This window comes from Dactylosporangium sp. NPDC051087 (genome assembly GCF_055586325.1).
This window is the reverse complement of sequence record NZ_JBVJIJ010000002.1, coordinates 170,589-196,913: the sequence shown is the minus strand read 5'-3', so window position 1 is coordinate 196,913 and position 26,325 is coordinate 170,589. Positions and strand designations below refer to the sequence as shown.

The 26,325-nt window shown below is 70.6% G+C and carries 28 protein-coding genes; 14 read left to right on the top strand and 14 right to left on the bottom strand.

Annotation, left to right across the window (positions count from 1 at the left end):
* Positions 1 to 8 precede the first annotated feature (8 nt).
* Positions 9 to 1,232, bottom strand: coding sequence for an FAD-binding protein (locus tag ACZ6TV_RS04310; RefSeq protein ID WP_465295247.1), 1,224 nt, complete (start codon positions 1,230 to 1,232; stop codon positions 9 to 11).
* Between the two features lie 296 nt (positions 1,233 to 1,528).
* Positions 1,529 to 2,239, bottom strand: coding sequence for a hypothetical protein (locus ACZ6TV_RS04305; protein WP_465295245.1), 711 nt, complete (start codon positions 2,237 to 2,239; stop codon positions 1,529 to 1,531).
* Positions 2,240 to 2,286: 47 nt separating this feature from the next.
* Between ACZ6TV_RS04305 and ACZ6TV_RS04300 the strand changes: the two genes are divergently transcribed.
* Complete coding sequence (locus ACZ6TV_RS04300; RefSeq protein WP_465295243.1) at positions 2,287 to 4,293, top strand: glycogen debranching N-terminal domain-containing protein; 2,007 nt, start codon at positions 2,287 to 2,289, stop codon at positions 4,291 to 4,293.
* A gap of 175 nt (positions 4,294 to 4,468) precedes the next feature.
* Here ACZ6TV_RS04300 and ACZ6TV_RS04295 read toward each other — a convergent pair whose 3' ends face one another.
* Complete coding sequence (locus ACZ6TV_RS04295; RefSeq protein WP_465295241.1) at positions 4,469 to 5,812, bottom strand: PQQ-dependent sugar dehydrogenase; 1,344 nt, start codon at positions 5,810 to 5,812, stop codon at positions 4,469 to 4,471.
* Positions 5,813 to 5,842: 30 nt separating this feature from the next.
* Here ACZ6TV_RS04295 and ACZ6TV_RS04290 point away from each other — a divergent pair, with 30 nt between their 5' ends.
* Positions 5,843 to 6,016, top strand: a complete 174-nt coding sequence (locus ACZ6TV_RS04290; RefSeq protein WP_465295239.1) for a hypothetical protein — start codon at positions 5,843 to 5,845, stop codon at positions 6,014 to 6,016.
* 36 nt (positions 6,017 to 6,052) lie between these two features.
* Positions 6,053 to 6,949 carry a 3-methyladenine DNA glycosylase gene (locus ACZ6TV_RS04285; RefSeq protein WP_465295237.1) on the top strand — a complete coding sequence of 299 codons (897 nt, stop codon included), beginning with the start codon at positions 6,053 to 6,055 and terminating at the stop codon, positions 6,947 to 6,949.
* A 2-nt stretch (positions 6,950 to 6,951) separates the two neighbouring features.
* Here ACZ6TV_RS04285 and ACZ6TV_RS04280 read toward each other — a convergent pair whose 3' ends face one another.
* A complete protein-coding gene (locus tag ACZ6TV_RS04280; protein WP_465295235.1) occupies positions 6,952 to 7,953 on the bottom strand; it encodes a helix-turn-helix domain-containing protein in 1,002 nt (333 codons plus the stop codon).
* 121 nt (positions 7,954 to 8,074) lie between these two features.
* On the opposite strand from ACZ6TV_RS04280, the gene ACZ6TV_RS04275 reads away from it, so the two are divergent.
* The 6 genes from ACZ6TV_RS04275 (at position 8,075) to ACZ6TV_RS04250 (ending at position 10,727) form a co-directional block, all read left to right on the top strand.
* A complete protein-coding gene (locus tag ACZ6TV_RS04275; RefSeq protein WP_465295233.1) occupies positions 8,075 to 8,296 on the top strand; it encodes a hypothetical protein in 222 nt (73 codons plus the stop codon).
* Positions 8,297 to 8,361: 65 nt separating this feature from the next.
* Positions 8,362 to 8,919 carry a type II toxin-antitoxin system prevent-host-death family antitoxin gene (locus tag ACZ6TV_RS04270; RefSeq protein WP_465295231.1) on the top strand — a complete coding sequence of 186 codons (558 nt, stop codon included), beginning with the start codon at positions 8,362 to 8,364 and terminating at the stop codon, positions 8,917 to 8,919.
* Complete coding sequence (locus ACZ6TV_RS04265; protein ID WP_465295229.1) at positions 8,903 to 9,358, top strand: hypothetical protein; 456 nt, start codon at positions 8,903 to 8,905, stop codon at positions 9,356 to 9,358. The genes ACZ6TV_RS04270 and ACZ6TV_RS04265 overlap by 17 nt, the downstream gene beginning before the upstream one ends.
* Positions 9,359 to 9,369: 11 nt before the next feature.
* The gene (locus tag ACZ6TV_RS04260) at positions 9,370 to 9,906 is read left to right on the top strand and encodes a class IV adenylate cyclase (RefSeq protein ID WP_465295227.1); all 537 of its coding nucleotides are present in this window, start codon (positions 9,370 to 9,372) and stop codon (positions 9,904 to 9,906) included.
* Positions 9,903 to 10,550, top strand: a complete 648-nt coding sequence (locus ACZ6TV_RS04255) for a nucleoside/nucleotide kinase family protein (RefSeq protein WP_465295225.1) — start codon at positions 9,903 to 9,905, stop codon at positions 10,548 to 10,550. The genes ACZ6TV_RS04260 and ACZ6TV_RS04255 overlap by 4 nt, the downstream gene beginning before the upstream one ends.
* A gap of 6 nt (positions 10,551 to 10,556) precedes the next feature.
* Entirely contained in the window at positions 10,557 to 10,727 is a 171-nt protein-coding gene (locus ACZ6TV_RS04250; protein WP_465295223.1) for a hypothetical protein, read from the top strand.
* Here the strand turns inward: ACZ6TV_RS04250 and ACZ6TV_RS04245 are convergent.
* The 4 genes from ACZ6TV_RS04245 to ACZ6TV_RS04230 are packed head-to-tail and all read right to left on the bottom strand — an operon-like array spanning position 10,709 to position 13,648.
* A complete protein-coding gene (locus ACZ6TV_RS04245; protein ID WP_465295221.1) occupies positions 10,709 to 10,972 on the bottom strand; it encodes a hypothetical protein in 264 nt (87 codons plus the stop codon). The two genes, ACZ6TV_RS04250 and ACZ6TV_RS04245, sit on opposite strands and share 19 nt — an antisense overlap.
* Positions 10,969 to 12,513 (bottom strand): radical SAM protein, encoded by a 1,545-nt coding sequence (locus ACZ6TV_RS04240; RefSeq protein WP_465295219.1) that lies wholly within the window; start codon positions 12,511 to 12,513, stop codon positions 10,969 to 10,971. Before ACZ6TV_RS04240 ends, ACZ6TV_RS04245 begins: the two co-directional genes overlap by 4 nt.
* A complete protein-coding gene (locus tag ACZ6TV_RS04235) occupies positions 12,510 to 12,884 on the bottom strand; it encodes a hypothetical protein (protein ID WP_465295217.1) in 375 nt (124 codons plus the stop codon). The genes ACZ6TV_RS04240 and ACZ6TV_RS04235 overlap by 4 nt, the downstream gene beginning before the upstream one ends.
* Positions 12,881 to 13,648, bottom strand: coding sequence for a prolipoprotein diacylglyceryl transferase (locus ACZ6TV_RS04230; protein WP_465295215.1), 768 nt, complete (start codon positions 13,646 to 13,648; stop codon positions 12,881 to 12,883). The genes ACZ6TV_RS04235 and ACZ6TV_RS04230 overlap by 4 nt, the downstream gene beginning before the upstream one ends.
* 89 nt (positions 13,649 to 13,737) lie before the next feature.
* Here ACZ6TV_RS04230 and ACZ6TV_RS04225 point away from each other — a divergent pair, with 89 nt between their 5' ends.
* On the top strand, positions 13,738 to 14,754 hold the full coding sequence (locus ACZ6TV_RS04225; protein ID WP_465295213.1) for an endonuclease/exonuclease/phosphatase family protein: 1,017 nt from the start codon (positions 13,738 to 13,740) through the stop codon (positions 14,752 to 14,754).
* A 135-nt stretch (positions 14,755 to 14,889) separates the two neighbouring features.
* Positions 14,890 to 15,387 carry a hypothetical protein gene (locus tag ACZ6TV_RS04220; RefSeq protein ID WP_465295211.1) on the top strand — a complete coding sequence of 166 codons (498 nt, stop codon included), beginning with the start codon at positions 14,890 to 14,892 and terminating at the stop codon, positions 15,385 to 15,387.
* A 56-nt stretch (positions 15,388 to 15,443) separates the two neighbouring features.
* Here the strand turns inward: ACZ6TV_RS04220 and cimA are convergent, their stop codons facing one another.
* The gene (gene cimA / locus ACZ6TV_RS04215) at positions 15,444 to 17,045 is read right to left on the bottom strand and encodes a citramalate synthase (RefSeq protein WP_465295209.1); all 1,602 of its coding nucleotides are present in this window, start codon (positions 17,043 to 17,045) and stop codon (positions 15,444 to 15,446) included.
* A 368-nt stretch (positions 17,046 to 17,413) separates the two neighbouring features.
* Here cimA and ahpD point away from each other — a divergent pair, with 368 nt between their 5' ends.
* Entirely contained in the window at positions 17,414 to 17,944 is a 531-nt protein-coding gene (gene ahpD / locus ACZ6TV_RS04210) for an alkylhydroperoxidase, AhpD family (RefSeq protein ID WP_465295207.1), read from the top strand.
* A 1,645-nt stretch (positions 17,945 to 19,589) separates the two neighbouring features.
* Complete coding sequence (locus tag ACZ6TV_RS04205; protein WP_465295205.1) at positions 19,590 to 19,907, top strand: hypothetical protein; 318 nt, start codon at positions 19,590 to 19,592, stop codon at positions 19,905 to 19,907.
* A 204-nt stretch (positions 19,908 to 20,111) separates the two neighbouring features.
* Here the strand turns inward: ACZ6TV_RS04205 and ACZ6TV_RS04200 are convergent, their stop codons facing one another.
* The 3 genes from ACZ6TV_RS04200 to serA all read right to left on the bottom strand — a co-directional run bounded on the left by ACZ6TV_RS04200 (position 20,112) and on the right by serA (position 24,041).
* Positions 20,112 to 21,209 (bottom strand): branched-chain amino acid aminotransferase, encoded by a 1,098-nt coding sequence (locus ACZ6TV_RS04200; protein WP_465295203.1) that lies wholly within the window; start codon positions 21,207 to 21,209, stop codon positions 20,112 to 20,114.
* Positions 21,210 to 21,269: 60 nt separating this feature from the next.
* Positions 21,270 to 22,298: a 3-isopropylmalate dehydrogenase gene (locus ACZ6TV_RS04195; protein ID WP_465295201.1), complete on the bottom strand. Its 1,029-nt coding sequence runs from the start codon at positions 22,296 to 22,298 to the stop codon at positions 21,270 to 21,272.
* Positions 22,299 to 22,430: 132 nt separating this feature from the next.
* Positions 22,431 to 24,041, bottom strand: a complete 1,611-nt coding sequence (serA, locus tag ACZ6TV_RS04190) for a phosphoglycerate dehydrogenase (RefSeq protein WP_465295199.1) — start codon at positions 24,039 to 24,041, stop codon at positions 22,431 to 22,433.
* Between the two features lie 313 nt (positions 24,042 to 24,354).
* Between serA and ACZ6TV_RS04185 the strand changes: the two genes are divergently transcribed.
* A complete protein-coding gene (locus ACZ6TV_RS04185) occupies positions 24,355 to 24,729 on the top strand; it encodes a TipAS antibiotic-recognition domain-containing protein (RefSeq protein WP_465295197.1) in 375 nt (124 codons plus the stop codon).
* Between the two features lie 33 nt (positions 24,730 to 24,762).
* Here the strand turns inward: ACZ6TV_RS04185 and ilvC are convergent, their stop codons facing one another.
* Both ilvC and ilvN read right to left on the bottom strand, forming a co-directional pair.
* Positions 24,763 to 25,776, bottom strand: coding sequence for a ketol-acid reductoisomerase (gene ilvC / locus ACZ6TV_RS04180; protein ID WP_465295195.1), 1,014 nt, complete (start codon positions 25,774 to 25,776; stop codon positions 24,763 to 24,765).
* Between the two features lie 30 nt (positions 25,777 to 25,806).
* Positions 25,807 to 26,325: an acetolactate synthase small subunit gene (gene ilvN / locus ACZ6TV_RS04175; RefSeq protein WP_033364560.1), complete on the bottom strand. Its 519-nt coding sequence runs from the start codon at positions 26,323 to 26,325 to the stop codon at positions 25,807 to 25,809.

Genomic DNA, 26,325 nt, shown 5'->3' with positions numbered 1-26,325 from the left:
CCTGGAATCTACTCCGCCCCCAGGTGCCGCTCCACGAACGCGTTGGTGAACTTGCGCTCCGGGTCCAGCCGGTCACGCAACGCGAGGAAGTCGGCGAGCCGCTCGGGGCGCGGCGCGTGGTGGAACACCTTCCCCCAGTGCGGCCGCGGCGCCAGGTGCGCCAGCGCCTCCTCCAGTGCCGCGACGGCCGGCGCGACGCGCGCCTCGTCCCGGATCCAGGTGAAGTGCAGCGCCACGCTGTCGCGTCCGTAATGGGGACTCAGCCACAGGTCGTCGGCGGCCACGACCCTGATCTCGGAGATCTGCAGCACCGGCGTCACGAGGTGCCGCACCCGCTCGACCGCCGCGAACGCCGCCACGGCGTCCTGCCGCGCCACGAAGAACTCGGTCTGCAGCTCCTCGCCGCTGCTGGGGGTGAACTCCAGCTTGAAGTGCGGCAGCCGCCGGTGCCACGGGCCGGGGACGCCGCCCTGCTCGGTGCAGCTGACCGGGGACATCGCGGCGATCGGGTGCAGCTGGCGGCCGGCCGGGACCGCCCCGAACCCGTCCGGCTCCTCGCCGTCGGCGAGCTTCAGCCACAGCTGGTCGACCGTGTCGCCCGCCCAGCCGGTGAACAGGCTCACCGAGTAGCCCGCCGCCGCGATCTCGTCCCAGCGCTCGTCCAGCACCGTCCTGGGCAGCCGCTCGAAGACGTGCTGGCGGATGGCGTACGACGGCCGCACGTCCAACGTCACGCTCACCACGACGCCGAGCGCGCCCAGCGAGACCACGCTGCCCGGGAAGTCCGGGTCGCCCCGCCCGATCCGCACGAGGTCCCCGCCGGCGGTGACGAGCTCGACCGCCGCCACGGCCGTCGCCAGGTTGCCCGACGTCGCGCCGGATCCGTGCGTACCGGTGGCGACGGCCCCCGCGACGGAGATGTGCGGCAGCGACCCCAGGTTGTGCAGCGCATACCCCTCGGCGTCGAGGAACGTGGCGAGCTCCCCGTACCGCACGCCGGCGGCGACGGTGACGGTCCCCGCCTCGGCGTCGATCCGCGGCCGCGCCGCCAGCCCCGCGACACTCACCAGATCGGCCGGCGTGTCGGCGACGTCGTTGAACGAGTGCCCCGACCCGAGCACCCGCACCCGCCCGGCGCCGGCCACGACCTCCCGGACCTGGTCCACCGACCCGGGCCGGTGCACCCGAGCGGCGCCGAACGTCAGGTTCCCCGCCCAGTTGGTCAAGCCCATGACCCGAGTCTATTCCCGCCCACCCGCCGCCCCGCCCGCCTTCCGGTGCGGGGCGGGACGGGACGGGTCAGGCGTCGCGGGTCTTGAAGAGGTAGGCGGCGACGGCCAGCAGGAGGGCCGTCCAGCCGGCGAAGACCGCCAGGCCCTGCCACTGGGTCAGCAGCGAGTCCGGCAGCCTCGATCATGATGGTCCCTCCACTCGAAGCGGCGCGCGGGCCACGCGGCACCGATGAGCGGCAAGGTATCCAGAGCTTGCTGTGGCGAGCCTAAGAGAACCTGTGGCAGCGCACAGGTTTTCAGCCGATCACGTTCACCGCGCGGGCCACCACCAGCAGGACGGTCACGAGCGAGACGGCGGACTCGGTGAGCATGCCGACCTTCGCCCAGGTCGACATCGGCATGGTGTCCGTCGGGCTGAAGGCCGTGGCGTTGGTGAACGACAGGTAGAAGTAGTCGAAGAACTCCGGCTCCCAGTCGTGCGGCGCGAGGGTGCCCGCGGTCAGCTGCGGGAAGAGGAAGTCCGGATGCGGGTCGCGGCCGTCGGCGCGGGCCGCCGGACCGCCGCGGTCGCCTTCCCAGAACCACAGCGCGAACACGATGACGTTGGTCAGCCAGATCGCGGCGCCCCACAGCAGCAGGTGCGCCGGCTGGACGTCGGCGTGGCCGAAGAGGGCGCGCACGAGCAGCGCCGCCGACCAGGCCGTGGCGACGCCGAGGATGGCGGCCAGGCCGATGCTGAGCGGACGCAGGAAGCGGGTCTCCCGGTCGATCCGCAGCGGGTTGGCCACGACGATGCTGACCAGCAGGGCCGCCGCCAGGCCGGGCAGCAGCCAGCGCGGCCGGGGCGCCAGGTCGGCGGGCAGGAGCAGGTGCACGGCCACGGCGACGGCGATGGCGAGCGCGGCGGGCCACCGCTGCTCGGCCTCGGTGCGCCGCAGCCAGCCGGGGGCCGGCCGCTCGTCGCCGTCGCCGTTGCCCTGGGCCGGCGCGGGAGGCAGATCTGTCACGGCCGCTAACGCTAAACCTTCCGGCCCGGCTGTGTACCGTGCGAGCTGTGGTACAGCACGATCTGCGGGCACATGTGACGTGCGTGGCGGCTCCGGCGGCGTGGCTGTCGGGACCGTCCGGCCGGCTGCGCGGCGGCGCCGACGGGCTCTTCGTCGAGGACCGCCGGGTGCTGGCGCGGCTGGAGGTCACCCTCGACGGGGCCGGGCCCACCGTGGTGGACGTGCGCCGCACCGGTGCCGCTTCGGCGGTTTTCGCTGATGTACGGGGCGGCGTCACCGTCACCCGTAGCCGGTTGGCCGAACCGGTGGGAGGCACCGAGACCATCGCGCTGTCCAATGACGCCGCGGTGCCACGCACCGTGCGGCTGGCCGTGACTGCCGCGACCGACTTCGCCACCATCGGTGCCGTCCGGGACGGATCCACAGTGGACCCGGTCGGGTTCCGCGACGAGGCGCGGCATCCGGACGGCATGACGGTCCGGCTCGACGCCACGCCCGCGCCCGACGCCACGCCCGCGCCCGACGCGGCGGGCGCGTTGCGGTGGACCGTCGTGCTGGAGCCGGGCGGCAGCTGGACGGTCGAGCTGCGGTTCACCCGCACCGACATCCGGCCGATCCCGCGGGCCAAGCGCTTCAGCACGCTGCGGGTGGCGGCGGCCGACGCGCGGCTCGACGCGCTGGTGCGCACCGGCGTGCAGGATCTCGACGCGCTGCGGCGCACCGACGGCGCCGACGTCTACTACAGCGCCGGCAGCCCCTGGTATCTGGCGCTCTTCGGCCGCGACGCGTTGTGGTCGGCCCGGCTGGGGCTGCCGCTCGGCACCGAGGTGGCGGCCGGCACGCTGCGTGCGCTCGCCGCCCGGCAGGGCACCGCGTACACCGGCGGCACCGAGGAACAGCCGGGCAGGATCCCGCACGAGGTCCGCCGCGAGGACGCCGCGCACCGGCTGCCGCCGGTCTACTACGGCACGGTCGACGCCACCGCGCTCTTCGTGTGCACCCTCGCCGACGCGTACCGGTGGGGCATGCGCCCGGACGCCGTGGAGGCGCTGCTGCCGGCGGCGGAGGCGGCGCTGGAGTGGCTGGCGGGGCACGGGGGGTTCATCGCCTACCGGACCGGCGGCGGCGGCCTCACCCACCAGGGTTGGAAGGACTCGGCCGACGGCGTCCAGTTCGCCGACGGCCGCGTCGCGACGGGCACCGTGGCGCTGTGCGAGGTCCAGGCGTACGCGTACGAGGCGGCCCTGCGCGGCGCGGACCTGCTCGACGCCTTCGGCCGGCCGGGCGGCGACCGCTGGCGCGCCTGGGCGGCGGACCTGGCCGCACGGTTCCGCGCGGTGTTCTGGTGCCCGGACGGCTACCCGGCGATCGCGGTCACCGTCGACGGCGATCAGGTCACCCGGGTCGACGGCGTCGCCTCCAACATGGGGCACCTGCTCGGCACCGGGCTGCTGTCGGCGGCGGAGCGCGCGGCGGTCGCCGGCTGGCTGGGGCGGCTGCGGTCGCCGTTCGGCGTGCGGACCCTCGCGGCGACCGCCGCCGGCTACGACCCCGTCTCCTACCACGCGGGCTCGGTCTGGCCGCACGACACCGCGATCGCCATGCTGGGCCTGGCCCGCGACGGCCACGGCAAGGACGCGGCGGCGCTCGTCACGGCGCTGCTCGACGCCGCGGAGCGCTTCGACTCCCGCCTGCCCGAGGTGTACGGCGGCGACGACACTCCGACCCCCTACCCGGCGGCGTGCCGCCCGCAGGCCTGGTCCGCGGCCGCCGGGCCGGCGATCCTGACCGCGCTGCTCGGGCTCGACGTGGACGTGCCCGCCGGCCGGATCACGTTCGACCCGATCGCGCCGTCGCCGGTGGGCGCGTTCCGCGTGCGGGGGCTGAAGGTGGCGGACGGCGAGCTCGACGTCACGGTCGAGGCGGACGGCACGCTCACGGTCCACAATGGACCGATCGGCGTCGCGTTCCTGCTCGCGGACGGCACGGCGGCGAGGATCGGCCGCCCCTCCCCCGCGACGCACACCACGGACCCGCGCCCACCGGTCGCCTGACGGCCCGCACGACCGCTTTCGACGGCAGGTTTCCGGCCACAGTGGACGGCCGCTCGTATGACCACTTCGGACGGCGGCCGTACATGGACCCGCTTCCCGGCCGCGGACGCCAGGCCACAGTGGACGGCCGCCGTGCGACCACATTGGACGGCCGGGGCGGGTCCGTTCCGGACGGCTACTTCGGTGGGGTGAGACGGAGGATCGTGCCGGCGTAGTCGTCGCTGACGAGGATCGAGCCGTCGGCGTCGACCGCCGCGTCGACCGGGCGCAGCCACGGCTTGGCGGCCTTCGTGTCGACGAGACCCGACAGCAGGTCGACCGGGTCGCCCGGCCCCTTCGCCGTCCACGGCACGAACACGACCTTGTAGCCGACGGGCTTGGTGCTGTTCCACGAGCCGTGCATCGGGATGACGGCCCCGCCGAGCGCCGGCACGAACGTCAGCCCCAGCGGCGCCGTGTGCGCCGGCAGCCCGAGGTCGATCGGGTCGGCCTTGTCGCAGTCGGCCTTGCTGCCGTCGCGGTTGAGCTCGTAGTCGCGGTGGAACGGCAGGTTGTGGGTGCCGTTGTCGCTGTTCGGGTTGCAGAACGGCCAGCCGTAGAACCCGCCGTCGCGCACCTTGATGAGCTCCTCGACCGGATACTGGTCGACGAACTGGCTCATCCGTTTGCCCTTGTCGGACTTGCCGTCGCCGTCGACGTCACGGTCGTCGGGGACGAGGGTGTTGTCGCGGTTGTTGACCACGACCCACAGCTCGTCGCTGTCCGGCCGGAACGCGAGGCCCTCGGCGTTGCGGATGCCGCGCGCCATCAGCTGCCTGCCGGCGTTCTTCCCGGCGGCGTCGTAGGTGTAGATCGCGGCGCGCTGCGGGTCGCTGACGGTGTCCTCGACGCACGCGTTGCAGGTCGAGGCGATCGACACGTAGAGCCTGCCGCCGCGCACCGCGATGTTCTTCAGCACGTGCGCGTAGTTGCCGCGCAGCTCTGGGGTGCTGGTGTCCGGCAGCCCGTCGACGACGACCTGGCCGCTCTGCGCCTTGAGGTCGCCGGACTTGTACGGATACCGGACGACCCTGTCGGCCTCCGCCACGAACAGCCAGGTGGCCCCGCCGACCTCGGCGAACACCATGTCGTGCGGCCGGTTGAGGCCGGTCGCGAAGTCGGTCGTCTTCCCCGCCCGCACCACGCGCACCTTGCCCTGGCTGGGCTGCGACACCAGCAGGTCGCCGCTCGGCGTGAACGTCATGAACCGGGCCTTCTCGACCCGCGCGTAGACCGCGGCGGTCCATCCCGCCGGCATCGTGACGGTGCGCGCGACGTCGAACGGCGCCGCGTCCACGGCCGCGCCGGCGGTCACCTTCACGCTCGTCGGCGCGCCCAGGACCAGGGCCGGGGCCGCCGACGAACCGGTCGCGGGCGGGGGCTGGCTGCTCGATCCGGCCGGCTCCGCCCGCTCCTTCGGCTCACCACCGCATCCGGACAGAACGACCGCCGCGACGACCAGTGCACCGAGCTTGCGCATGCGTGTGACGGTACAACCTAAGCTGGTCGGGTGCTCGCAGACCATCTGACCAGCGCTTCGGTCCCGGAGGCCCGCCGGGCCGCCGGCGAGGCGCGGGTCGATGCCTGGACCGTGCCGCACCTGGAGCGCCGCCGCCGGGGCGAGAAGCACCCGGTGCTCGACTTCCTGTTCACGAATGTCAAGATCACAAATAATCTGGCCTGACCTGCGCGTTCGAGTAACATCGGCCCCACAGGCACAATGGGACACGTGACCGCCGCTGCCCACCGCGCCACCGCCGAACGCCTGACTGCGACACAGTGGCGTGGTCGACGCACGCAGCATGAGCAGCGGATCGACGGACTCCTAAGGGATCACCTCGCCAAGCGCGCCGCACATGGCCGCCACTCGATCGAAGAGTTCCTCCTGACCTACTACAACTTCCGGCCCGCACAGCTCCGCCGGTGGCAGCCTGGGCCGGATGTCGTGCTGGCAGACGCCGACCCGGGGGACTTCGGACCGGATTTCGTGGTCGATGGCGACGGCGGCGTCCGGCTCGACGTGAACGCCGTGCTGGACCGTCGCCGCACCTCCGTCGAGTGGATCTATCGCCTTTTGGCATCCACCGCTGCTCGGCCACCGCACTTCGGCTGCTTCGGGATGCACGAGTGGGCGATGGTCTACCGGCAGACGCCGGACGAGACACGGCATAACATCCTGCCGCTACGACTCGGACCTGAGGCCACTGCGGCGCTCGTGGACGAGATCACCGTGCGGTGCAGCCACTTCGACGCTTTCCGGTTCTTCACCCCGCCGGCACGGCCACTGAACCTGCTCCAGCCCACCCGCGAGACGCAGCACGAACACGACCAGCCGGCGTGCCTGCACGCGAACATGGACGTGTACCGGTGGGCCTACAAGCTCTCGCCGCTTGTCCCGAGCGAGCTGATCGCCGACTGCTTCGAGCTGGCGAAGGAGATCCGCACCTTGGACATGCGGGCGAGCCCGTATGACCTGACGACCATCGGGCTCACACCGCTCCACGTCGAGAGCCCTGAAGGCCGGGTGGAGTACATCCGGTATCAGCGCGACTTCGCCGAGCGTTCCGGCGCCCTGCGTGCGCTCCTGATCGGCTACTGCGAACGCGCACTTGCCTGACGTCAACCGACAAGCACGTCCAGCCGTCTCCGACAACTCGCGATCGCACGCGCGCGGTCAGAGTCGAACGCTACGACGGCTGCTTCAAGCCTGTCCACGGCCAGCGATGCCGCCTTCCGCCGACCTGTGCGGGCGAGCGCGTACAGCGCTCTACCCGCGGCGGAGTGCGCATGCGCCTCATGTCCTGAGACATATGGGTGAATCGCCGATGGCAGGTCGGACAGGTCTACCGCCGCATGCGCCTCGTCGGCTCCTCCGACGTAGCGGACGGTGCACGAGAAGTCGCCGAGCTGCGCGTAAGCGTGCGCTCGTGTCGAGTCCACCAGGAATCGGAGCACGGGCAGGCCGGGCTCGGCCCGATCGAGCAGTTCAAGGGCGCGCTGCGGCTCGTCTTCGTCAAGACGCAGGCCAGCGAGGTTGACCAGCGTGAGCCAGTGCTGGACCGGGTTCGGCGTAACAGTGAGCGCGAAGTCGTAGATCTTGTCCGCTTGCTTGAGCTGCCCGCTATCGGCCATTGACCACGCCGTGCGGTCGGCGAGTCGGCCGACCGTTGTCAGTAGTGACTCCCTCGCCACGTCGGACATGTCCAGATCCAGCAGGCCGGCGGCGTATCGCAACTGGCCGCGCACAGCCGCAACGGCCGCCCGGCCACCGTGCCGCAAGCCAAGGCTGGTCAGCATGTCCGCGGATGCTTCCAGCGCGGCGAGTTCGTTGCGGTCAACTCTCGGTGGCCCCGTCGTCGGCATGTCCAGCTCGGCCCAGACCGTCTGGGACACGAAGCTCGCGCCCATGATCAGCAACGCTCGACGACGCACGCAGTCACCTCCCAGCGCCTTGTCGTACGCCTCGATGTGCCAAGGCTTCACCTCCTTGTCGCTGGTCTCCAGCTTCGAGAGGTACGGCTTGCTGAACCCGGTCGCTCGACCCATTCGGGACAGGCTCCACCCGGCCGCCTCGCGGGCAGCCCTCAGGATCTCGCCGAGGTTAGGGGGCTCTTTGGTCATCACTGGATGAGGCAACGGAGGGAAACGCTTACCACCTTCAACGATCCTGGCTGATCCCTGACGCTCTGTCTAGCAATCACTTGCGACCAGTTATATCAGCCAACGTCGAAGGGACGATGAGATGGCTCGTCCGCCGGACCCCATCGAAGAAGACCTGGCCTTTGCACAGCTCGCGATTCGCGTCCACTGCTCGATCGACTACCCGGCGGGTGCGCGCTGCTTGAGTTGCGCCACCCCGTTCCCGTACGAGACGCAAGCCTGGGCGCGCGATGCACTCCTCGACGCGGGCTGGACCACGCGGGAGATCGACGCTCTCGACGTCAGGTCGGGCGCATGGTCATGACTCCGTTCCGGCCCGACACGCGGGTTTCGGTTCCTACTAACGTTCACACCGATCGAACGCTGCGCGTGAAGATCATCGACGGCTGCGGGATGACGTGCACCTTCTGCCACAACGAAGGAACGCCGGTGGTCTCGCAAGGTTCGTCGGGCCGCGTTTCCATTTACCTCACCACCAACGGCGCCCAGTTTCTGCCCGCGACTGTCACACCTGACGCAGAGTTCGCTTCGACGCTGGCCCTCCTGCGCGATGCGTTGGATCTCAACGAGCTGCATCTGACTGGAGGTGAGCCGACGCTGCACCCTCGACTTTCCGAGATTGTGCGGGCCGGCGTTCAGACCGGCCTTCGGGTCTGTGTCACGTCGAACGGTGAGCGGGGCGCCGCTGTTCTGGAGGACTGCGCGCGGGCGGGACTCGACCGCGTCAACTTCAGCATCTTCGGCACCACGCCGGACGAGCTGGCCCAGGTGCAACACGCCCGTTTTCACCAACGTCCGCCGTGCCGAGCGGAAGATCGCGGCACTCAAGGAATCGGTGGCTGCGGCCGAACGCGTGGGCGTCCGGGCGAGCGCGAACATCGTCGTCCCGAACTACGGCCACGCTCCACGCGTGCGGCGGCTGCTTGAGGAGTATTCGCCCTGGCTCAGCGTGCGGCTGCTGAACTCGCTCGATGACGGCGCGGAGTCGATCGCGGCGATCATTCAGATCCTCGCCGACCTGGGTGCCGTAGCCACAACGCACCACGTGACTGCGGGCGTCTCCGGAAGCCGCACGGCCTACGAACTGCCGAACGGCCGCACGATCTGGTTCAAGCAGATCCGGAGCGTCCGCTTGCCCGAGACGTGCGCGGGATGCAGGTTCAACAATGACACCGATTGCCAGGAAGGCTTCTACGGCGTCCGGCTCTACCGCGACGCTCGTGGTGGATACCAGGTCGGTGTGTGCATCCAGCGCATGGACCTCTGCATGCCTGCCGCAGAGTTCGTCCGGCACGATCTGTGCCAGGAGGTCTTGGCGCTTCGCGACGCCGAGTACCGCCTGTTGTCCGACGACCGACTGTTGTGAAAGGACTCGACATGCCCGCAGAGTTTGAGGCGAAGGTGCTCGACATCGACCCGGTCGCGATCGCGGACCTGATTCTTTCCAAGGGCGGCCGCGAGGTCAGCACCCCGACGCTCCAGCGCCGCTACGTGTACGACATCGTCGCGGGCGACGAGAGCAAGTGGATCCGGCTGCGTGACAACGGCACGACCACCACGCTCGCCGTCAAGGAGATCTCCCACGACGGCATCGACGGCACCTACGAGGTCGAGGTCACCGTGAACGACCTGGACGCGACGAACGAGCTCCTGGGCTTCCTCGGCTTCCACCCGAAGTCCTACCAGGAGAACCGCCGCACGAGCTTCGCCCTCGACGGCGCCCAGCTGGAAATCGACGAATGGCCGATGATCCCGCCGTACCTGGAGATCGAGGCCGCCTCGCCTGAGGAAGTGCACCGCGTCGCCGCCATCCTCGGATACGACGAGTCGCAGCTCACGAGCGAAAACACCACAAAGGTCTACAAACGGTACGGCATCGAGCTTGGCGAACATAAGATCGTGAGCTTCTCGTGACCTCGGAGCGACCACTCAGGCCGGTCTGCCTGATCGGTCCCCCGGCCGCTGGCAAGACCACCCTTGCCGAAGCTCTCGGCACGGCACTGCTCGCTCCAATCGTCCGCCCCCGCGATCTTGTACGGGTCGCGGTCGAGCGCTACCCGGCGACGGCCGAACTGTTCCGCCGCGACGAACGCGGGATGGTTTCCGATGAGTGGCTGGGATTCGCTCTGCGAGTCAGTCTTGATCAGCTTCACGGACTCGTCATCCTTGAAAACCTGCCATGGGACCTTGTCCAACTTGCGGACCTGTACCGGGTAGCAAGCGGATCAATGCAGATCCTGACGCTGGACGGGCCTGACGAGCTGCTGTTTCGTCGCACGACTGGGCGGCGGTATTGCCCTGCCTGTTACCCGCGCCCCACGCCTCACGCGGGCAGAAATCGCTGCGGGGACTGCGGGGCCAGCCTTACGGCTCGGGCGGACGACGAACGGAGCGCCTTCACCGAACGGCTGCGCCAGCGCCGCGAGATCACGTCCAAGATCCTCACGTTGGCTCCCGCGTTGCGAATTCGGGTGCTTGCCCTGGAAGCAGGGGATCCGGTGGACGTGGTGGCAGGTCGAGCGCGCGAGGAGATCACAGACCGGCGAGGCGCCGCGTAGCGGCGCATGGTGCAGGCCAGCCCGTACGACCTGGCGGCGCTCGGGTACCCCGCGGTGGCGATCGAGACGGCGGACGGGCGCGCGGAGTACACCCGCCGCCAGCGGGAACTGTCGGAGCTCGCGGCACCGTTGCGCGCCGCGCTCATCGCCGTGTGCGATCAGGCCAGCCAGCCGTAGACCTGCCAGGCGATGCCCGCCACCGCGGCGAGGGCCAGGGCGGCGAGGTAGGTCAGGACGAGGCGGGTGTCGCGCAGGACGCACTTGGAGCGGGTCAGGCCCTGGCGGCGGGCGCGGAGGTAACCGGCGAGGCCGAGCAGCGCGAAGCCCAGCAGGGCGAACGGTCCGAGCAGCCACGCGAGGGCGGCGATCGTCGCGTACACGCAGAGCCGCAGCGGGTCGTAGGGCTGCGGGGTGGACGTCACAGCGCTCGGGGCAGGCGCTGGGCGGACAGCGCGGGCCAGGCCTGGACGGCGCAGAAGGGGGCGCACTGGTGGCCGCCCGACCCGCCGACGGTGGCGACGTGGACGCAGCACTGCAGGAGGCGTTCCTCGATCATCGTGGCCATGTCCATGAACGGCTTGACCGTGATGCGTTTGACGCGCTCGCCGAGCATCTTGCGCAGCCGGTTGCGGCCGCCGGGCAGGGACGAGGAGACCAGGGTCGTCAGGGTGGAGATGCCGAGGTCGCAGTTCTCGCAGATGTCGCGCCACAGCGAGCCGACGTCGGGGTGCGACAGCGACGACTGCTCCGACAGCAGCCCCAGCAGCGAGTCCTTGACGGCGGTCCGCAACGCGGCGGGCAGCTGCACGTCGGCGATCCGGTTGGCCACCAGGTCGGGTTCGAGGTCCAGGAACGTCAGGAGCCGGTCGTGGCCGATGAGTTTCGTCATCGACTGCCACTCGCCCGCGTCGTCGCGCAGCAGGTACCCCACCGAGCAGCAGTGCGGGTGCGAGCACGGCAGCGCGGTCAGGTCGCGCCAGGTGACCTGGTCGCCGGTCTGCGGGCCGAGGCGGGCGAGGACGCCCGTGTGGGTGAGCCGGTCCATGGGGTCGATCGCACCCGAACGACCGGATCCGAACTGCGGCTGCAGGGAGACGCCGCCGACGTACGGGGTGTCCAGGGCGCGTTTCACGACGGCGCCGATCTCGTCGTCGTTGACGCCGAGCGCGCAGGTCATCGTGAGGGTGGTGAAGATGCCGCGGGACGACAGCCGGTCGACGGCCTGGTCCTTGAGGCGGCGCAGGTCGGCGCCGCGGTGGTGGCGGGCGGCGCGCTCGGAGACGCCGTCGTACTGCAGGTAGACCTCGACCCGCTCGCGGTGCTCGGTCAGCAGGTCCAGCAGCGCGTCGTCGCGGGCGATCTTCACGCCGTTGGAGTTGACGAGGACCCGCACGACGTTGCGCGCCGCCACCTCGCGCAGCAGTTCGGGCAGGTACGGGTACAGGGTGGGCTCGCCGCCGGACAGCATGAGCACGTCGATGCGGCCGTTCTCGCGGGACAGCTTCGTGTCGACGCTGGCGAGGATCTCGGCGAGCGGCACGACGCCCTCGATCGCCGGGGACGAGTCGGTGAAGCAGGTGGGGCAGCGCAGGTTGCAGCTGTCGGTGAGGTCGGCGAGCAGGATGCAGGTGTGCTGGGTCTGCATCTCCGGCAGGCCGGCGAGGTAGGCCGACGGCACGGGCGCGAAGTTCCCGGCGAGGTCCGGCACGTGCGTCTTCGTCGGCGCGGTCCACTGCTCCAGGTACCGCAGGATCTCCGGCGACTCGTCGTACATGGTGCGGACGAGTCCGTGCGAGGGGCAGCCGCGCTCCAGCCAGATCCTGCCGTCGCGCTCGGCGAGCCAGCCCGACAGCCGCTGCACCGTCTCCAGTGGACGGTCCGGCTGCTCGTCGTGGCACTGCGGGCAGAACGCGTTGACGTACCGGTGGATCCGGTCCCCGCGCAGCTGCATGCCGTTGCTCATGATGCCCCCGAGTTGGCGTTGAGGAGCGCGATGCACACGCCGATGCCCGCGACCGGGAACACGATGACGCTGACCGCCCAGCCGATGAGGATGCCCAGGCCGATGCCGCGGTCCCGGCGGGCGATCCAGACGATCCCGACGACCAGGCAGGCGACGAACAGCGCGATCTGCAGCAGGATCTCCAGGTAGACGCCCAGCAGCGCGTTCTCGTCGTTGTCGGACGCGGCGCCCAGGAACACGCCCAGCACGCCGAGGCCGATGGCGAGGACCTGCCCGCCCGCGGCGATCCCGATCCCCGCGGCGACCTTCCGGCCGCGGATCGGCCGGTCGTCGCCCGGCGGCTGGGGCGGGGGCGGCACGGTCCAGGTCATGCGGGCACCGCTTCCTTCCGTTTCACCAGGTCACGTGTCAGGCCCGCCACGATGAGCGGCAGGCAGGCCAGGAGGAACAGCTGCGGCCTGGTCAGCCCGGCCCACACCACCTCGTTGCCCCGGACGAACTCCACCATGAAACGGAAGACCGCGTAACCGGCCAGATAGATTTTGAACAGCGCGCCCGGCGCGGTCACCCGCCCGCGCAGCGCGAGCAGCCCGGCGAACGCCAGGGCGTGGAACAGGATCTCGTAACCGAACGACGGGTGCAGCGGCACGCCGGCGACGGTGTGCAGGGCTGCGGCCTCCGCCGGGCTCAGCGTGATCCCCCACGGCAGGCCCGTCGGGGTGCCGGGCGGCTCGGCGAGCAGGCAGCCGACCCGGCCGACCGCCATCCCGGCCGCGACCGCGGGCGCGAAGAGGTCACCGGTCCGCCACGGGTAGCCGGCCACCTTCTTGGCCACGATCGCGCCGGCGTACGCGCCGACGAGACCGGACAGGATGCTGCGGTTGCCGTACGCCCACTGCTCCAGCAGCGTGGCGTTGTCGCGCGGGTCGAGGTGCTGCACCCAGGTGCCGAGCCGGGCGAACAGGGCGCCGCCGACGAGCGCGCCGGCCAGCACATACCAGAGCCGGTCGTCCTGGGCCCGGCGCCGGCGGACCTCCCACAGGAACACCAGGGCGGCGACCGCGATGCCGGCGGCCACGCACACGTCGTGGGTCAGGATCGCGACCGGGCCGAACGTCACGATGACCGGGTGCACCCTGGGCAGCCTAGTGGGCGGTCTGTTGGTTCTGTGAAGATTCTCAGCAGGGGACGGGCCGGTTGGCGTGTCTCGCCTACCCTGGCGGAATGGTCAGCACCGAGGAAGTCCGGCCGCTCGCGGCACCGGCCGCGGCACCAGGGCGGCGCCGGTGGCTGACCGTGCTGCTGTGGCTGCTCGTCGCACCGTTCGCGCTGTGGGCGGCGGCGCGGGTGCTGGGCCTGGAGAGCGGCTTCCCGGCGGTCCAGCTGATCGCCTTCACCCCTTATGTCGCGGTGGCTTCGCTGGCACCGCTGGCGATCGCGCTGCTGACGAAGCGCATCTGGCCGGCGGTCGCGGCGGCCGTGGTGACCATCGCGTTCGCCGCGTGCGTCCTGCCCCGCTGGATCTCCGACAGCGACGCGGGGGTCCAGGACGGCCCGACGCTGCGGGTGATGAGCGTCAACATGCTCCTCGGCCGGGCCGACCCCGACCGGATCGTGAGCCTCGTGCGCAGCGGCGCCGTCGACCTGCTGACCCTGCAGGAATACACGGACGAGGCACGCACCGCGCTGCGCGCCGCCGGGCTCGACCAGCTGCTGCCCAACGCGGTGTCCTACCCGCGACCGGGCGTGACCGGCTCCGCCGTCTACAGCCGCTTCCCGCTCACCGACCAGGGCTACCGCCGGTTCGTCTCCGACTTCGGTCAGGCGCAGGCCGGTGTACGGGTCCCCGGCGCCGCTGAGCTGCACGTGGAGTCGGTGCACCCGTGCGCCCCGTCCGACGGCACCCGGGACGCCTGCTGGGTGGCCGATCTCGCCGCACAGCCCGCCGCGACGCCGTCCGGACCGGTCAACCTGCTCATCGGCGACTTCAACGCGACCCTGGACCACGGCGCGATGCGCGAGGTGCTCGCGAAGGGCTACCACGACGCGGCCGACGTCGCCGGCGCCGGGCTCGACACGTCGTGGCCCTACGACGAGCGGTGGTACATCCCCGGCGTCACGATCGACCACGTGCTCACCGACAAGCGGGTCGGGGTGAGGAACGTGGTGATCCACCGGGTCGCCGGGACCGACCACAAGGCCGTCTTCGCCGAGCTGGTGCTCCCGAAGGCTGACGGCTGACCCGTCCGATCATGCCGATTCCTGGCCGATTGATCACTCCCGCGTACCTCCGGCTATACGCGGTTCGTTGGCCGGGAGTACCTTCACGTACGGATCGGGCGGAACGCCCCGACAGAACCACGTTGGAGCAGATGGGTGACACGAACCTTCCGCGGCATCGCGCTCGCCGTCATCGCGCCGGTTGTGCTCACGAGCGTCCTCGCGGGCTGCTCGGACAAGAAGGACGACGCCGGTGGTGAGTCACCGTCGACGGCCGACCGTCCGACGGTCGAGGTGACCGCTCAGCCGCAGGACGCACAGACGGCGCAGGTCACGGCGGAGCAGGTGTTCGACAACCTGACCGAGGGCGACTGGGCCGGGGCCTGGGAGCTCTGGACCGACACCGCGCAGACCGCCATCGCCAAGGACGCCTACGTCGACCTGGTCTCGACCTGCACCACGCTGCAGGGCGACTATCTCGTGACGTCGGTGACACCGGTCGACGACTCCACCGCGACCGTCAAATGGACGCGGACCCCGGCGACCGGCACGGCGGCGACCGGCACGAACACCATCAAGTATCAGAACGGGCAGTGGAAGTTCGAGCCGGACCCGGCCTCGCTGACTGCTTTCCGCCAGAACAAGTGCCCGTAGTCGGCGCGTGAAGGCGGGGCGTCGCCGCCCCGCCTTCGCACAGTGTTACTTCTTGGTTACACCCGCACCTGGCGGGACAGGCCGTAGCTGAGGGCGTCGACGAGCGCCGTCCAGCTCGCCTCGACCACGTTCTCGTGGACACCGACGGTCGTCCAGTCCTCGCCCGTCGACCTGGTCTCGACCAGGACGCGGGTGACGGCACCCGTACCGTGGCTGCCCTCGAGAATCCGGACCTTGTAGTCGGCGAGCTCGAAGCGCGACAGCTCCGGGTAGTGCTTCGTCAGGGCGACCCGCAGCGCCTCGTCGAGGGCGTTGACCGGGCCGTTGCCCTCCGCCGTCGCGATGATCCGCTCCCCCCGGACGCGGACCTTCACCGTCGCCTCGGACACCACGGCGCCGTCCTCGCGGTGCTCGACGAGGACCCGGTACGACTCGAGCGCGAACGGCTTCGGCACCGCGCCGTCGGCCAGCTCCGCGCGGGCGAGCAGCTCGAACGACGCGTCGGCGGCCTCGAACGACCAGCCCCGCGCCTCGAGGTCCTTGACGCGGGTGGTGACCCGCGACAGCGCCTCCGGATTGCCGGACAGGTCGACGCCGAGCTCGCGTGCCTTGAGCTCGATGCTGGCCCGTCCGGCCATCTCGGTGACCAGGATCCGCATGTCGTTGCCCACGACGACAGGGTCGATGTGGTTGTAGAGCACGGGATCCACTTTGATCGCGCTCGCGTGCAGGCCCGCCTTGTGAGCGAACGCTGACGACCCGACATAAGCCTGGTGGGTGTCGGGTGCGATGTTGGCGATCTCTGCGATGGCGTGCGAGACGCGCACCATCGACTCGATGCACCCGTCCGGTAGGACCGGCATACCGAGCTTCAGCTGGAGGTTGCCGACGACGGCGAAGAGGTCGGCGTTGCCGGGCCGCTCACCGTAGCCGTTCGCGGTGCACTGGAAGTGCGGGACGCCCGCCTCGACGGCGGCGACCGTGTTCGCGACCGCGCAGGACGTGTCGTTCTGGCAGTGGATGCCGAGCCGCTCGACCGCGTCGGTCTCGGAGATGCCGAGCACGACCGCGAGCCGGCCCTTGACCTCACCGATCGTGCGGGTGATCAGCGACGGCAGCATCCCGCCGTTCGTGTCGCACATCACTGCCTTCTCCGCCCCGGCGGCGAGCGCGGTCGCGGCGACCTTCGCGGTGTACTCCGGGTCGAACGCGTACCCGTCGAAGAAGTGCTCCAGGTCCAGGAACACCCGGCGGCCCTCGCCCACCAGGTACGCGACGGTGTCGTGGACCATCGCCAGGTTCTCCTCCGGCGTGGTGCGCAGCGCCCGCTCCACGTGCCGCAGGTCCGACTTCGCGACCAGCGTCACGGCCGGCGTCTCCGCGTCGAGCAGCGCCCGCACCTGCTGGTCGTCCTGCACGCGTACGCCGGCCTTGCGGGTCGACCCGAACGCGACGAACACCGCGTGCTTGAGCTCCAGCTCGGTCCTCGCCCTGCGGAAGAACTCCGTGTCCTTCGGCATCGCGCCCGGCCAGCCGCCCTCGATGAAACCGACGCCGAACTCGTCGAGCAGCCTGGCCACCGCCAGCTTGTCCACGACGGAGTAGCTGATCGCCTCGCGCTGGGCGCCGTCGCGCAGTGTGGTGTCGTACACCTGCATGGTCTTCTCCTGGCTTTGGCTTTGGTTCCTGGCTTTGGCTTCGGGTTTTTGTGGCTTCTGGCGGGGGATGGGCCAACAAAAAGACCCCTCGCGAATGCGAGAGGTCTGCGCGGCCAGCTAGGGGATGCTGGGCGCGCTAAGGGCCAATAATGAGCCGAGTCACGTTGGGTAGCTTGCCACGGCTGCGCCGCCTGTGGCACGTGATTCCGAATTCTGAGAACCCAGGTGATCTGCTTCACGATTCACCCTGTTCGTCACGTCCCTGTAACGCACGTCGGTCAAGGTTGGAACCAGTCAAGCGAACGCACCAAGGAGGTTCCGGTGCTCACCGTTGGTGAGAGTCTCTCGTCGGGCAGGACTTCGGTCTGATGTCGATCGGGGACCTGAAGGCCGCGCTGCCGGCATACGCGAAGGACGTCGAGCTCAACCTCGACTCCGTCCTCGCCGGCACCCTGCTCACCGAGCAGCAGCTGTGGGGCACCGCGCTCTCCTGCGCGATGACCACACGGAGCGCCTTCGTGTTCCGCGCGATCCTCGACGAGGCCGGGAATCACCTGAAGCCTGAGGCTGTTGAAGCGGCCAAGGCTGTCGCGTCCCGCATGGCCGTCCACAACGTCTATTTCCGCGCCAAGCACCTCATCGGTGACGAAGCGTACAACCACCTGCCGGCGCGCCTGCGCCGCCAGGTGACCACCTGGCCCGGCGTCAGCACCACCGACGTCGAGCTGTGGTCCACAGCAGTATCCGCGATCACCGGGTGCGGGGTGTGCCTGGAATCGCACGAAAGATCACTTCGTGGTGCAGGGGTGTCCCGCGAAGTGGTCGACGAGGGTCTACGCACCGCCGCGGTAGTTCACGCGTTGGCCGTGACCCTCGATGCAGAGGCAGCTTCCGTCTAGGAGCTTTCCTCTTGTACGGGTGTCGGAGTGGCGGCTCCGGCACCCGTACGCTGCATCTACCCCTCTGGTGATGCTCGCGCTGCCCGACGGCCTCGGCCGCCCGCGCGCGCGGGGCATTCCGTCCGGTGCTCGCCTGCCGTCGCGCCCTCCGTTCGTCGCCCGGCTTCCTCGCCTGCGCACCCCGGACGCCGACCCGGCTCGGACCGCCCGGCCTCAGTCTCGCCCGACTCGGCGCCGCTCCGACTCTGACCTGCCCTTCTCGAAGCCACCCTTCTCGAAGCCACCCCTCTCGGAGCCGCCTTCCCTAAGCCACCCCTCTCGAAGCCCACCCTTTCGAAGCCCCCTTCTCGGACCGACGCTCTCGGACCGACACTCTCGGACCGACACTCTCGGACCGACACTCTCGGACCGACACTCTCGGACCAACCTGGCAGGGCACGGACACACCCCGCGAACCTCAGGCCCGCCCAACCCGGACTCGGAACGGACCACACCTGGATCCGCGCTGACCACAACTCGGACCCGCCCAACTCGAAGCAGCCCGACAAACGTGGACCGGCCTGGCGGGACTGGGAGCTGCCCGACCCGACCTCGGCAAGGAACCCGCCACGCACCCGAGCTCGGAGCGGACTCGGGCCTGGACCTCGACTCGCCCGACCCCGACGCTGACCCGCCGACTCGTGCCAGCCCGGCAGGCACGGACACGCCCCGCGAACCTCAGGCCCGCCCGCCCCGGACCAGCCCGACAGGCACGAACCGGCCTGACGGACTCGGATTTTGTCCGACCCGAACCCGGCAAGGGATCGGCCACCCACCCGGACTCGACGGTGCCGCCGGGTCCGTGCTGTGCGGGGACGGCGGTGACCCGGACGTCCCCGCGCGGGCGACCCCGGTGCCCCTCTCCAAGGGATCGACCACGCACCCGGACTCGGAGCGGACCCAGGCTTGGACCTCGACTGCCCGACCCCGGACCCGACCCCGACCCCGACCCCGGACCCGACCCGAACCGACCCCGACAGGGGGCTTTGCCTGGGCCGGATGCAGACCACCGGACCGAGACCGAACTCGAACCTGGACCGGAATTCGCCCGAGCCGGATCCAGGCCTCATCCAGGCCGGACCCCAGCCGGAACCGGAGCCGGAACCCCGAGCCCGGGTCCATGCCGCCACATCCGGACCCGGTCGGCGGGAGTTGCCGGCTTCGCGCTTTGCGGCTGGATGAGCGCTGGCAGCGGCACCCTGGTCTTCGCAGGCCGGTTGACCGCCGGTTGTGACACGACTCTCGCATTGGCCTCCACGTAGGTCGCGGCTGCGCCCTTTGAGCCAGGAAGCTCGGCCCCGCCTCCGCCGGCTTCGTCGGGCATCGGCGAACATCCTGGGTGCCGGCAATTCGTCCATCCGCCCTCCTCTGCCGTCGAACCTAGCCCCGAGGTACGACAGTTTCCGGGGGTGTCTGATCGGGTGTTGTCGGTTGGCGGTTCGGGTGGGGTTCGGCCGGGTCGGGCGGTGTTTGGGCAGTTCAAGGGCGTGGCGGTGCAAGTGGTGTCGCTCTGTCGTGCAAGTTGCGCACAGCGTGTCTGCGCCGGGGTGCGGTCGGCGGTTACCGTTTTGGCAACCGTCCGCCGGCGTGCGCCGGGGGCGGTGAGGTGACCGGCAACATTGGGGGGCGACGGACGATGATCGACGATGGGGTGCCGCCCGGGTCCGGGGCCGAGGCGGGGGGTGAGCCGCCGATCGAGCCGCCGTTCGGCTGTGCTGATCCGATGTTGTGGCGGGTCGCGCGGGCGCTCCACGATGCGCACAAGCCGCGGACCGACAACTTCTGTGAGTGCAAGGCGTTCTGGCCGTGTCCGGACGCGCAGCTGGCCGAGGAGGCGCTGCTGCTGGCGTACGAGCGGCCCACCCCGCGTGGACTGCGGCCCAGCTACGGACGGACGTCAAACCTCGGCCGCTGGTCAGCCTGACCCGGCAGCGACGTCCCGGCCGAGCCCGGAGCCGGCAGCCAAGCGCAGAGCCGACAGCCACGCCCCGGGTGGTCGCGGCCGGCCACGGCCGCGTTTCGACGGCAGCTGCAGGCGGCGGGAAAGGGAAGGCCGTCCACGGCCTGACCGGCCGCTGACGGGAGCAACGGGCCTCAGCCACGGCGGGCCGGAGCCCGCATGGATGGGCTACAGGACGCGGTGGACCCAGCCGTGGGGGTCGGGAGCGGTGCCGCGCTGGATGCCGACGAGGCGCTCGCGGAGGTCCATGGTGACCTTGCCCGCGGTGCCGTCGGCGATGGTGAACTCGCCGGAGCGGTCGCGGACGACGCCGATCGGGGTGATGACGGCGGCGGTGCCGCAGGCGAAGGCCTCGCGCAGGTGGCCGCTGCGGGCGTCGGCCTGCCACTGCTCGTAGGAATACAGCTCCTCGCGGACCGTGAGGCCCTGGTCGGTGGCCAGGCGCAGGACCGACTCGCGGGTGATGCCGGGCAGGATCGTGCCGGTCAGCGGGGGCGTGAGCAGGGTGCCGTCGTCGAAGACGTAGAAGACGTTCATGCCGCCGAGCTCGTCGACGTAGTGCTGCTCGACGGCGTCGAGGAAGACGACCTGGTCGCAGCCGTGCTCGATGGCCTCGGCCTGGGCGACGAGGCTGGCGGCGTAGTTGCCGCCGCATTTGGCGGCGCCGGTGCCGCCGGGGGCCGCGCGGGTGTAGTCGCGGGAGACCCAGACGCTGACGGGCTTCACGCCGCCCTTGAAGTAGCTGCCGACCGGGGAGGCGATGATCAGGAAGAGGTATTCCGAGGAGGGCTTGACGCCGAGGAAGACCTCGCTCGCGTATTGGAACGGGCGCAGGTAGAGGCTGCCCTCGGGATCCGACGGCACCCACTCGCTGTCGACGCGGATGAGCGCCTGCAGCGCGTCCAGGAACAGCTGCTCGGGGACCGGTGCCATGGCCATGCGGGCGGCGGACTGGCGGAAGCGGGCCGCGTTGGCGTCGGGGCGGAAGAGGGTGACGCCGCCGTCGGCCGCGCGGTAGGCCTTCAGGCCCTCGAAGATCTCCTGGGCGTAGTGCAGGACGGCGGTGGCCGGGTCCATGGGGATCGGCGCGCGGGCCTCGACGCGGGCGTCATACCAACCCTTGCCCTCGGCATAGCGCACCGTGACCATGTGGTCGGTGAAGATCCGCCCGAACCCGGGGTTGGCGAGCAGCGCGGACCGCTCCGCGGCGCCGACCGGTGCCTGGTTGGGACGGATCTCGAAGTCGAGCGTCTCACCGCCGTTCATGGCGTTCCTCCAGTTGCGCGTCGTGTCTGCAACTTACCCCGAACGGTCGTTCAAGCGCACTCAGGCCACGGCTGCGGCGAGCTGGTCGCCGATCGCCTCCGTGGACAGCGCCACGCCGGGCGTGCGGGCGGCGACCGAGGCACCCACGGCGTCGGTGACCTTCGCGGCGGCCTCGGGGTGGCCGAGGTGGTCCAGCAGCAGCGCGGTCGACAGCACGGCGGCGGACGGGTCGGCGATGCCCTTGCCGGCGATGTCGGGGGCGGAGCCGTGGACGGGCTCGAACATGGACGGGAAGGCGCGCTCGGGGTTGATCGAGCCGCTGGCCGCCAGGCCGATGCCGCCGGTGACCGCGGCGGCGATGTCGGTGAGGATGTCGCCGAAGAGGTTGTCGGTGACGACCACGTCGTAGCGCTGCGGGTTGCTCACCAGGAACATGGCGGCGGCGTCGACGTGCTGGTATTCGGTCTCGATGTCCGGGAACTCGGCCTTGACCTCGTTGAACGTGCGGGCCCACAGGCCGCCGGCGTGGGTGAGCACGTTGGTCTTGTGCACCAGGGTCACCTTGCGCCGCTCGCGCTTCGCGGCGCGGGCGAAGGCGTCGCGGATGACGCGCTCGACGCCGTGCCGGGTGTTGAGGCTCTCCTCGGTGGCGACCTCGGCGGCCGTGCCCGGGTGCAGGTTGCCGCCGGCGCCGACATACAGGCCCTCGGTGCCCTCACGGACGACGACGAGGTCGATCTCGCCGGGCTTCACGCCGGCGAGGGGGCTGGTCGTGCCGGGCCACAGCTTCGAGGGGCGCAGGTTGACATACTGGTCGAAGTCGAACCGCAGCTTCAGCAGCAGGCCGCGCTCCAGCACGCCGGGCGGGACGCTGGGGTCACCGACGGCGCCGAGCAGGATGGCGTCGTGGCCGCGCAGCTCCTCCAGGACCGTGCCGGGGAGCACCTCGCCGGTGCGGTGGTAGCGGGCGGCGCCGAGGTCATAGTCGGTCGTCTCGACGTCCGGAAGGATGACCCGCAGCACCTTGAGTGCCTGCGCCACCACTTCGGTCCCGATGCCGTCACCGGCCACGACCGCGATCTTCGCCACCTCTGCGCCCCTTTCCTCGGACCTGCCCACGGTAGCCCCTTGTCCTAGAGCGTGGACCGGCATCTCAGAGAGCGGGAAATAAGACGGGGGCAGGGAGAGCCGCCACTCTCCCCGCCCCCTAGGAGGAACGTCTTACTCGCCCGACAGGTCGACCGTGCTCGCCGCTGTCGCGCCGATGGCCTGCTGGGCCTCGTTGAGCAGGTCCGCGTGCACGGACGTGTCGATGGTCAGCGTCATCAGCGCCTCGCCGCCGGCTTCGCGCCGGGCGACCTGCATCGCCGCGATGTTGACCCCCGCAGTGCCCAGTATCGACCCCACCAGTCCGACGACGCCGGGGCGGTCGGCATATCGGAAGAACAGCAGCACGCCCTCCGCGGTCAGCTCGAGGCTGAAGCCGTCGATCTCGGTCAGCTTCAGGGCCTCGCGCGGTCCCGCGACATACGTACCGGACACGGAGGCTACCCTGCCGTCGGGCAATGCACCGCGCACGGTCACCAGGTTGGTCTGATCGGCGGATTCCGTGAACACCGCAAGGGCCACCTCAACCCCCCGATCGGCTGCCAGATGTGGTGCGTTCACATAGGTGACCTGCTCTGCAACGACGCTGCTGAACAGGCCCTTCGTCGCGGCGAGCTTGAGCACGGACACATCGTGCCCGGCGACCTCGCCGTGGACCTCGACGGTGACGGCCGAGGCGATCCCGCCGGCGACCGCGGTGAAGACCCTGCCGAGCTTCTCCGCGAGGGGCAGCAGCGGCCGGACCTCCTCGGCGACGACCCCTCCGACCTGCACGTTGACCGCGTCGGGGACGAACTCGCCGTCGAGGGCGAGCTTCACGCTGCGGGCGACGGCCAGGCCGGCCTTGTCCTGCGCCTCGACCGTCGACGCGCCCAGGTGCGGGGTCGCGACCACGTTGTCGAACGCGAACAGCGGCGACGAGACGCAGGGCTCCTTGGCGTACACGTCGATGCCGGCGCCGGCGACCCGGCCGTCGGCGATCGCGTCGGCGAGGGCCTGCTCGTCGACCAGGCCGCCGCGGGCCGCGTTGATGATCCGCACGCCTGGCTTGACGATGCCCAGCTCGCGGGCGCCGATGAGGCCGACGGTCTCCGGGGTCTTCGGCAGGTGGATCGAGATGAAGTCGCTCTCCCGGAGCAGCTCGTCCAGGCCGAGGAGCCGGACGCCCAGCGCGGCCGCTCTCGCCGGTTGGATGTAGGGGTCGTACGCGACGAGGCGGACCCCGAACGCGGCCATACGCTGCGCGAACAGCACCCCGATGCGGCCCAGGCCGACGACGCCGACGACCTTGCCGGACAGCTCGACGCCGGTGTACTTGGAGCGCTTCCACTCCCCCGCCTTCAGCGCGGCGGAGGCGGCGGCGGTGTTGCGGGCGACGGCGAGCAGCAGCGCGACGGCCTGCTCGGCGGCGGAGACGATGTTGGACGTCGGCGCGTTGACGACCATGACGCCGCGGGCCGTCGCGGCCGGCACGTCGACGTTGTCGAGGCCGACGCCGGCGCGGGCGACGACCTTGAGCCGGGGCGCCGCGGCGACCGCCTCGGCGTCGACCTGGGTGGCGCTGCGCACGATGATCGCGCTGGCGTCGGCGAGGGCCTTCAGCAGCGCCGGCCGGTCTGTGCCGTCGATGTGACGGACCTCGTAGTCGTCGGCGAGGACTTCTAGGGCGGAGGGCGCGAGCTCCTCGGCGATCAGCACCACCGGGCGTTCAGGAGGGAGGGTCATACGGACCTCGACTCTCGGGCTTCGGCTGGCGTCGATGCGTGGGCGCGCGGCACTGCACGCCACGCGCAGGTCGGCGACGGGGCCGGGCGGACGGCCTCTTCCGCCGATGGTAGGCCCGCCGCAACGACCGCCCGTCCCCGCCGGGACGTGAGCGCGATCACAGCAGCCCGATCGGGTGATCGGCTGCCAAGGACCCGACCTGCCCGTTTGCGGACCCTTTGGGGGTGGCCGTCCGGCACTGCCGGGGGCAGGCTTGACTCTCCCGCCGCTGGAGACCTGACGCTGTCGGTACCGGAGCGGCAAGGAGGACACGATGGAGAACCCGTACGCGGAAGAGGCCGAGCAGCGGTGGGGCCAGACGGAGGCGTACCGCCAGTCGGCGCAGCGGACCGCGAAATACACGCCTGAGGACTGGGAACGCATCAAGGCGGAGGCCGCCGACAACACGGCGGCGTTCACGCGGGCGTTCGTCGAGGGCGAGCCGGCCCAGGGCGAGCGGGCGATGGACCTCGCCGAGGAGCACCGGCAGCACCTCGACCGGTGGTTCTACGACTGCTCGAGCGAGCTGCACCGCGGTCTCGGCGACCTGTACGTCGACGACCCGCGGTTCACGGCGAACTACGACAAGAACCACCCGGGTCTGGCGCAGTTCATCAGGGACGCGATCCACGCGAACGCGGCCCGCTGAGGTTGGCCCCCGGTCGCCCGGGGGCCAACATGATCAGGCGGTCTCGGTGATGGGCCGGTCGACCCAGCTCATCATCGAGCGCAGCTTCTGGCCGGTCTCCTCGATCGGGTGCGCGGCACCCTGCTCGCGGAGCTTGGTGAAGTTGGGGCGGCCGGCGTCGTCCTCGGCGATCCACTCGCGGGCGAACTCGCCCGACTGGATCTCGGCGAGGATCTTCTTCATCTCCTCCTTGGTCCGGGCGTCGACGACGCGCGGGCCACGGGAGTAGTCGCCGTACTCGGCGGTGTCGGACACGCTGTAGCGCATCCGGGCGATGCCGCCCTCGTACATGAGGTCCACGATCAGCTTGAGCTCGTGGAGGCACTCGAAGTAGGCGATCTCCGGGGCGTAGCCCGCCTCGGTGAGCACCTCGAAACCGGTCTGCACCAGCGCGGAGGCGCCGCCGCAGAGGACCGCCTGCTCGCCGAACAGGTCGGTCTCGGTCTCCTCCTTGAACGTGGTCTTGATCGCACCGGCGCGGGTGCCGCCGATGCCGGCCGCGTACGCGAGGGCCAGGGCGAACGCGTTGCCGGTGGCGTCCTGCTCGACCGCGACGAGGCACGGCACGCCCTTGCCGTCCACGAACTGGCGGCGGACCAGGTGGCCCGGGCCCTTCGGGGCGACCATGGCCACGTCGACGTCGGCCGGCGGCGTGATGAAGCCGTACCGGATGTTGAGGCCGTGACCGAAGAACAGCGCCTTGCCTGCGGTGAGGTGCGGCTCGACCGACTCGGTGTACAGGGTGCGCTGCGCGGTGTCGGGCGCCAGGATCATGATGACGTCCGCCTCGGCGGAGGCCTCGGCCGGCGAGAGGACCCGCAGGCCCTGCTCCTCGGCCTTCGCGCGGCTCTTGGAACCCTCCGGCAGGCCGACGCGGACGTCGACACCGGAGTCACGCAGGGACAGCGCGTGGGCGTGGCCCTGGCTGCCGTAACCGAGGACCGCAACCTTGCGGCCCTGGATCAACGACAGGTCGGCGTCGTCGTCGTAGAACACCTCGGCGGACATGTCTTTCCTTTCGTCTTTCGTCTGCATACGTCAGGACGCGGCGCGGAGCGCCGGGCCTGTAGTGATGGAGCGGGAGCCACGGCCGATGGCCACGACGCCGGACTGGACCATTTCCTTGATACCGAACGGCTCCAGGTCACGGAGCAACGCGTCCAGTTTTTCCGACGTGCCGGTGGCCTCGATCGTGAGGGCGTCCGGCGAGACGTCGACCACGCGGGCCCGGAACAGGTTCACCGTCTCCAGGACCTGCGAGCGGACGGGCCGCTCCGCGCGCACCTTCACCAGCAGCAGTTCGCGCTGGACGCTGGCGTTGCTGTCGAGCTCGACGATCTTCAGGACCTGCACGAGCTTGTTGAGCTGCTTGGTGACCTGTTCGAGCGGGCTGTCCTCGGCGTTGACGACGATCGTCATCCGGGAGACCTCGGGGTGCTCGGTCTCACCGACCGCGAGGGAGTCGATGTTGAAGCCACGGCGGGCGAACAGGCCGGCGACCCTCGCGAGGATGCCCGGCTTGTTCTCCACCAGGACTGACAGGGTGTGGGTGGTCAT

Coding starts and splice junctions, on each gene's coding strand:
- ACZ6TV_RS04310 (WP_465295247.1), bottom strand. CDS start 1,232: ATGGGCTTGACCAACTGGGCGGGGAACCTGACGTTCGGCGCCGCTCGG.
- ACZ6TV_RS04295 (WP_465295241.1), bottom strand. CDS start 5,812: ATGCGCAAGCTCGGTGCACTGGTCGTCGCGGCGGTCGTTCTGTCCGGA.
- ACZ6TV_RS04285 (WP_465295237.1), top strand. CDS start 6,053: ATGGGACACGTGACCGCCGCTGCCCACCGCGCCACCGCCGAACGCCTG.
- ACZ6TV_RS04280 (WP_465295235.1), bottom strand. CDS start 7,953: ATGACCAAAGAGCCCCCTAACCTCGGCGAGATCCTGAGGGCTGCCCGC.
- ACZ6TV_RS04275 (WP_465295233.1), top strand. CDS start 8,075: ATGGCTCGTCCGCCGGACCCCATCGAAGAAGACCTGGCCTTTGCACAG.
- ACZ6TV_RS04260 (WP_465295227.1), top strand. CDS start 9,370: ATGCCCGCAGAGTTTGAGGCGAAGGTGCTCGACATCGACCCGGTCGCG.
- ACZ6TV_RS04250 (WP_465295223.1), top strand. CDS start 10,557: ATGGTGCAGGCCAGCCCGTACGACCTGGCGGCGCTCGGGTACCCCGCG.
- ACZ6TV_RS04240 (WP_465295219.1), bottom strand. CDS start 12,513: ATGAGCAACGGCATGCAGCTGCGCGGGGACCGGATCCACCGGTACGTC.
- ACZ6TV_RS04235 (WP_465295217.1), bottom strand. CDS start 12,884: ATGACCTGGACCGTGCCGCCCCCGCCCCAGCCGCCGGGCGACGACCGG.
- ACZ6TV_RS04225 (WP_465295213.1), top strand. CDS start 13,738: ATGGTCAGCACCGAGGAAGTCCGGCCGCTCGCGGCACCGGCCGCGGCA.
- cimA (WP_465295209.1), bottom strand. CDS start 17,045: ATGCAGGTGTACGACACCACACTGCGCGACGGCGCCCAGCGCGAGGCG.
- ahpD (WP_465295207.1), top strand. CDS start 17,414: ATGTCGATCGGGGACCTGAAGGCCGCGCTGCCGGCATACGCGAAGGAC.
- ACZ6TV_RS04200 (WP_465295203.1), bottom strand. CDS start 21,209: ATGAACGGCGGTGAGACGCTCGACTTCGAGATCCGTCCCAACCAGGCA.
- serA (WP_465295199.1), bottom strand. CDS start 24,041: ATGACCCTCCCTCCTGAACGCCCGGTGGTGCTGATCGCCGAGGAGCTC.
- ACZ6TV_RS04185 (WP_465295197.1), top strand. CDS start 24,355: ATGGAGAACCCGTACGCGGAAGAGGCCGAGCAGCGGTGGGGCCAGACG.
- ilvC (WP_465295195.1), bottom strand. CDS start 25,776: ATGTCCGCCGAGGTGTTCTACGACGACGACGCCGACCTGTCGTTGATC.
- ilvN (WP_033364560.1), bottom strand. CDS start 26,325: ATGACCACCCACACCCTGTCAGTCCTGGTGGAGAACAAGCCGGGCATC.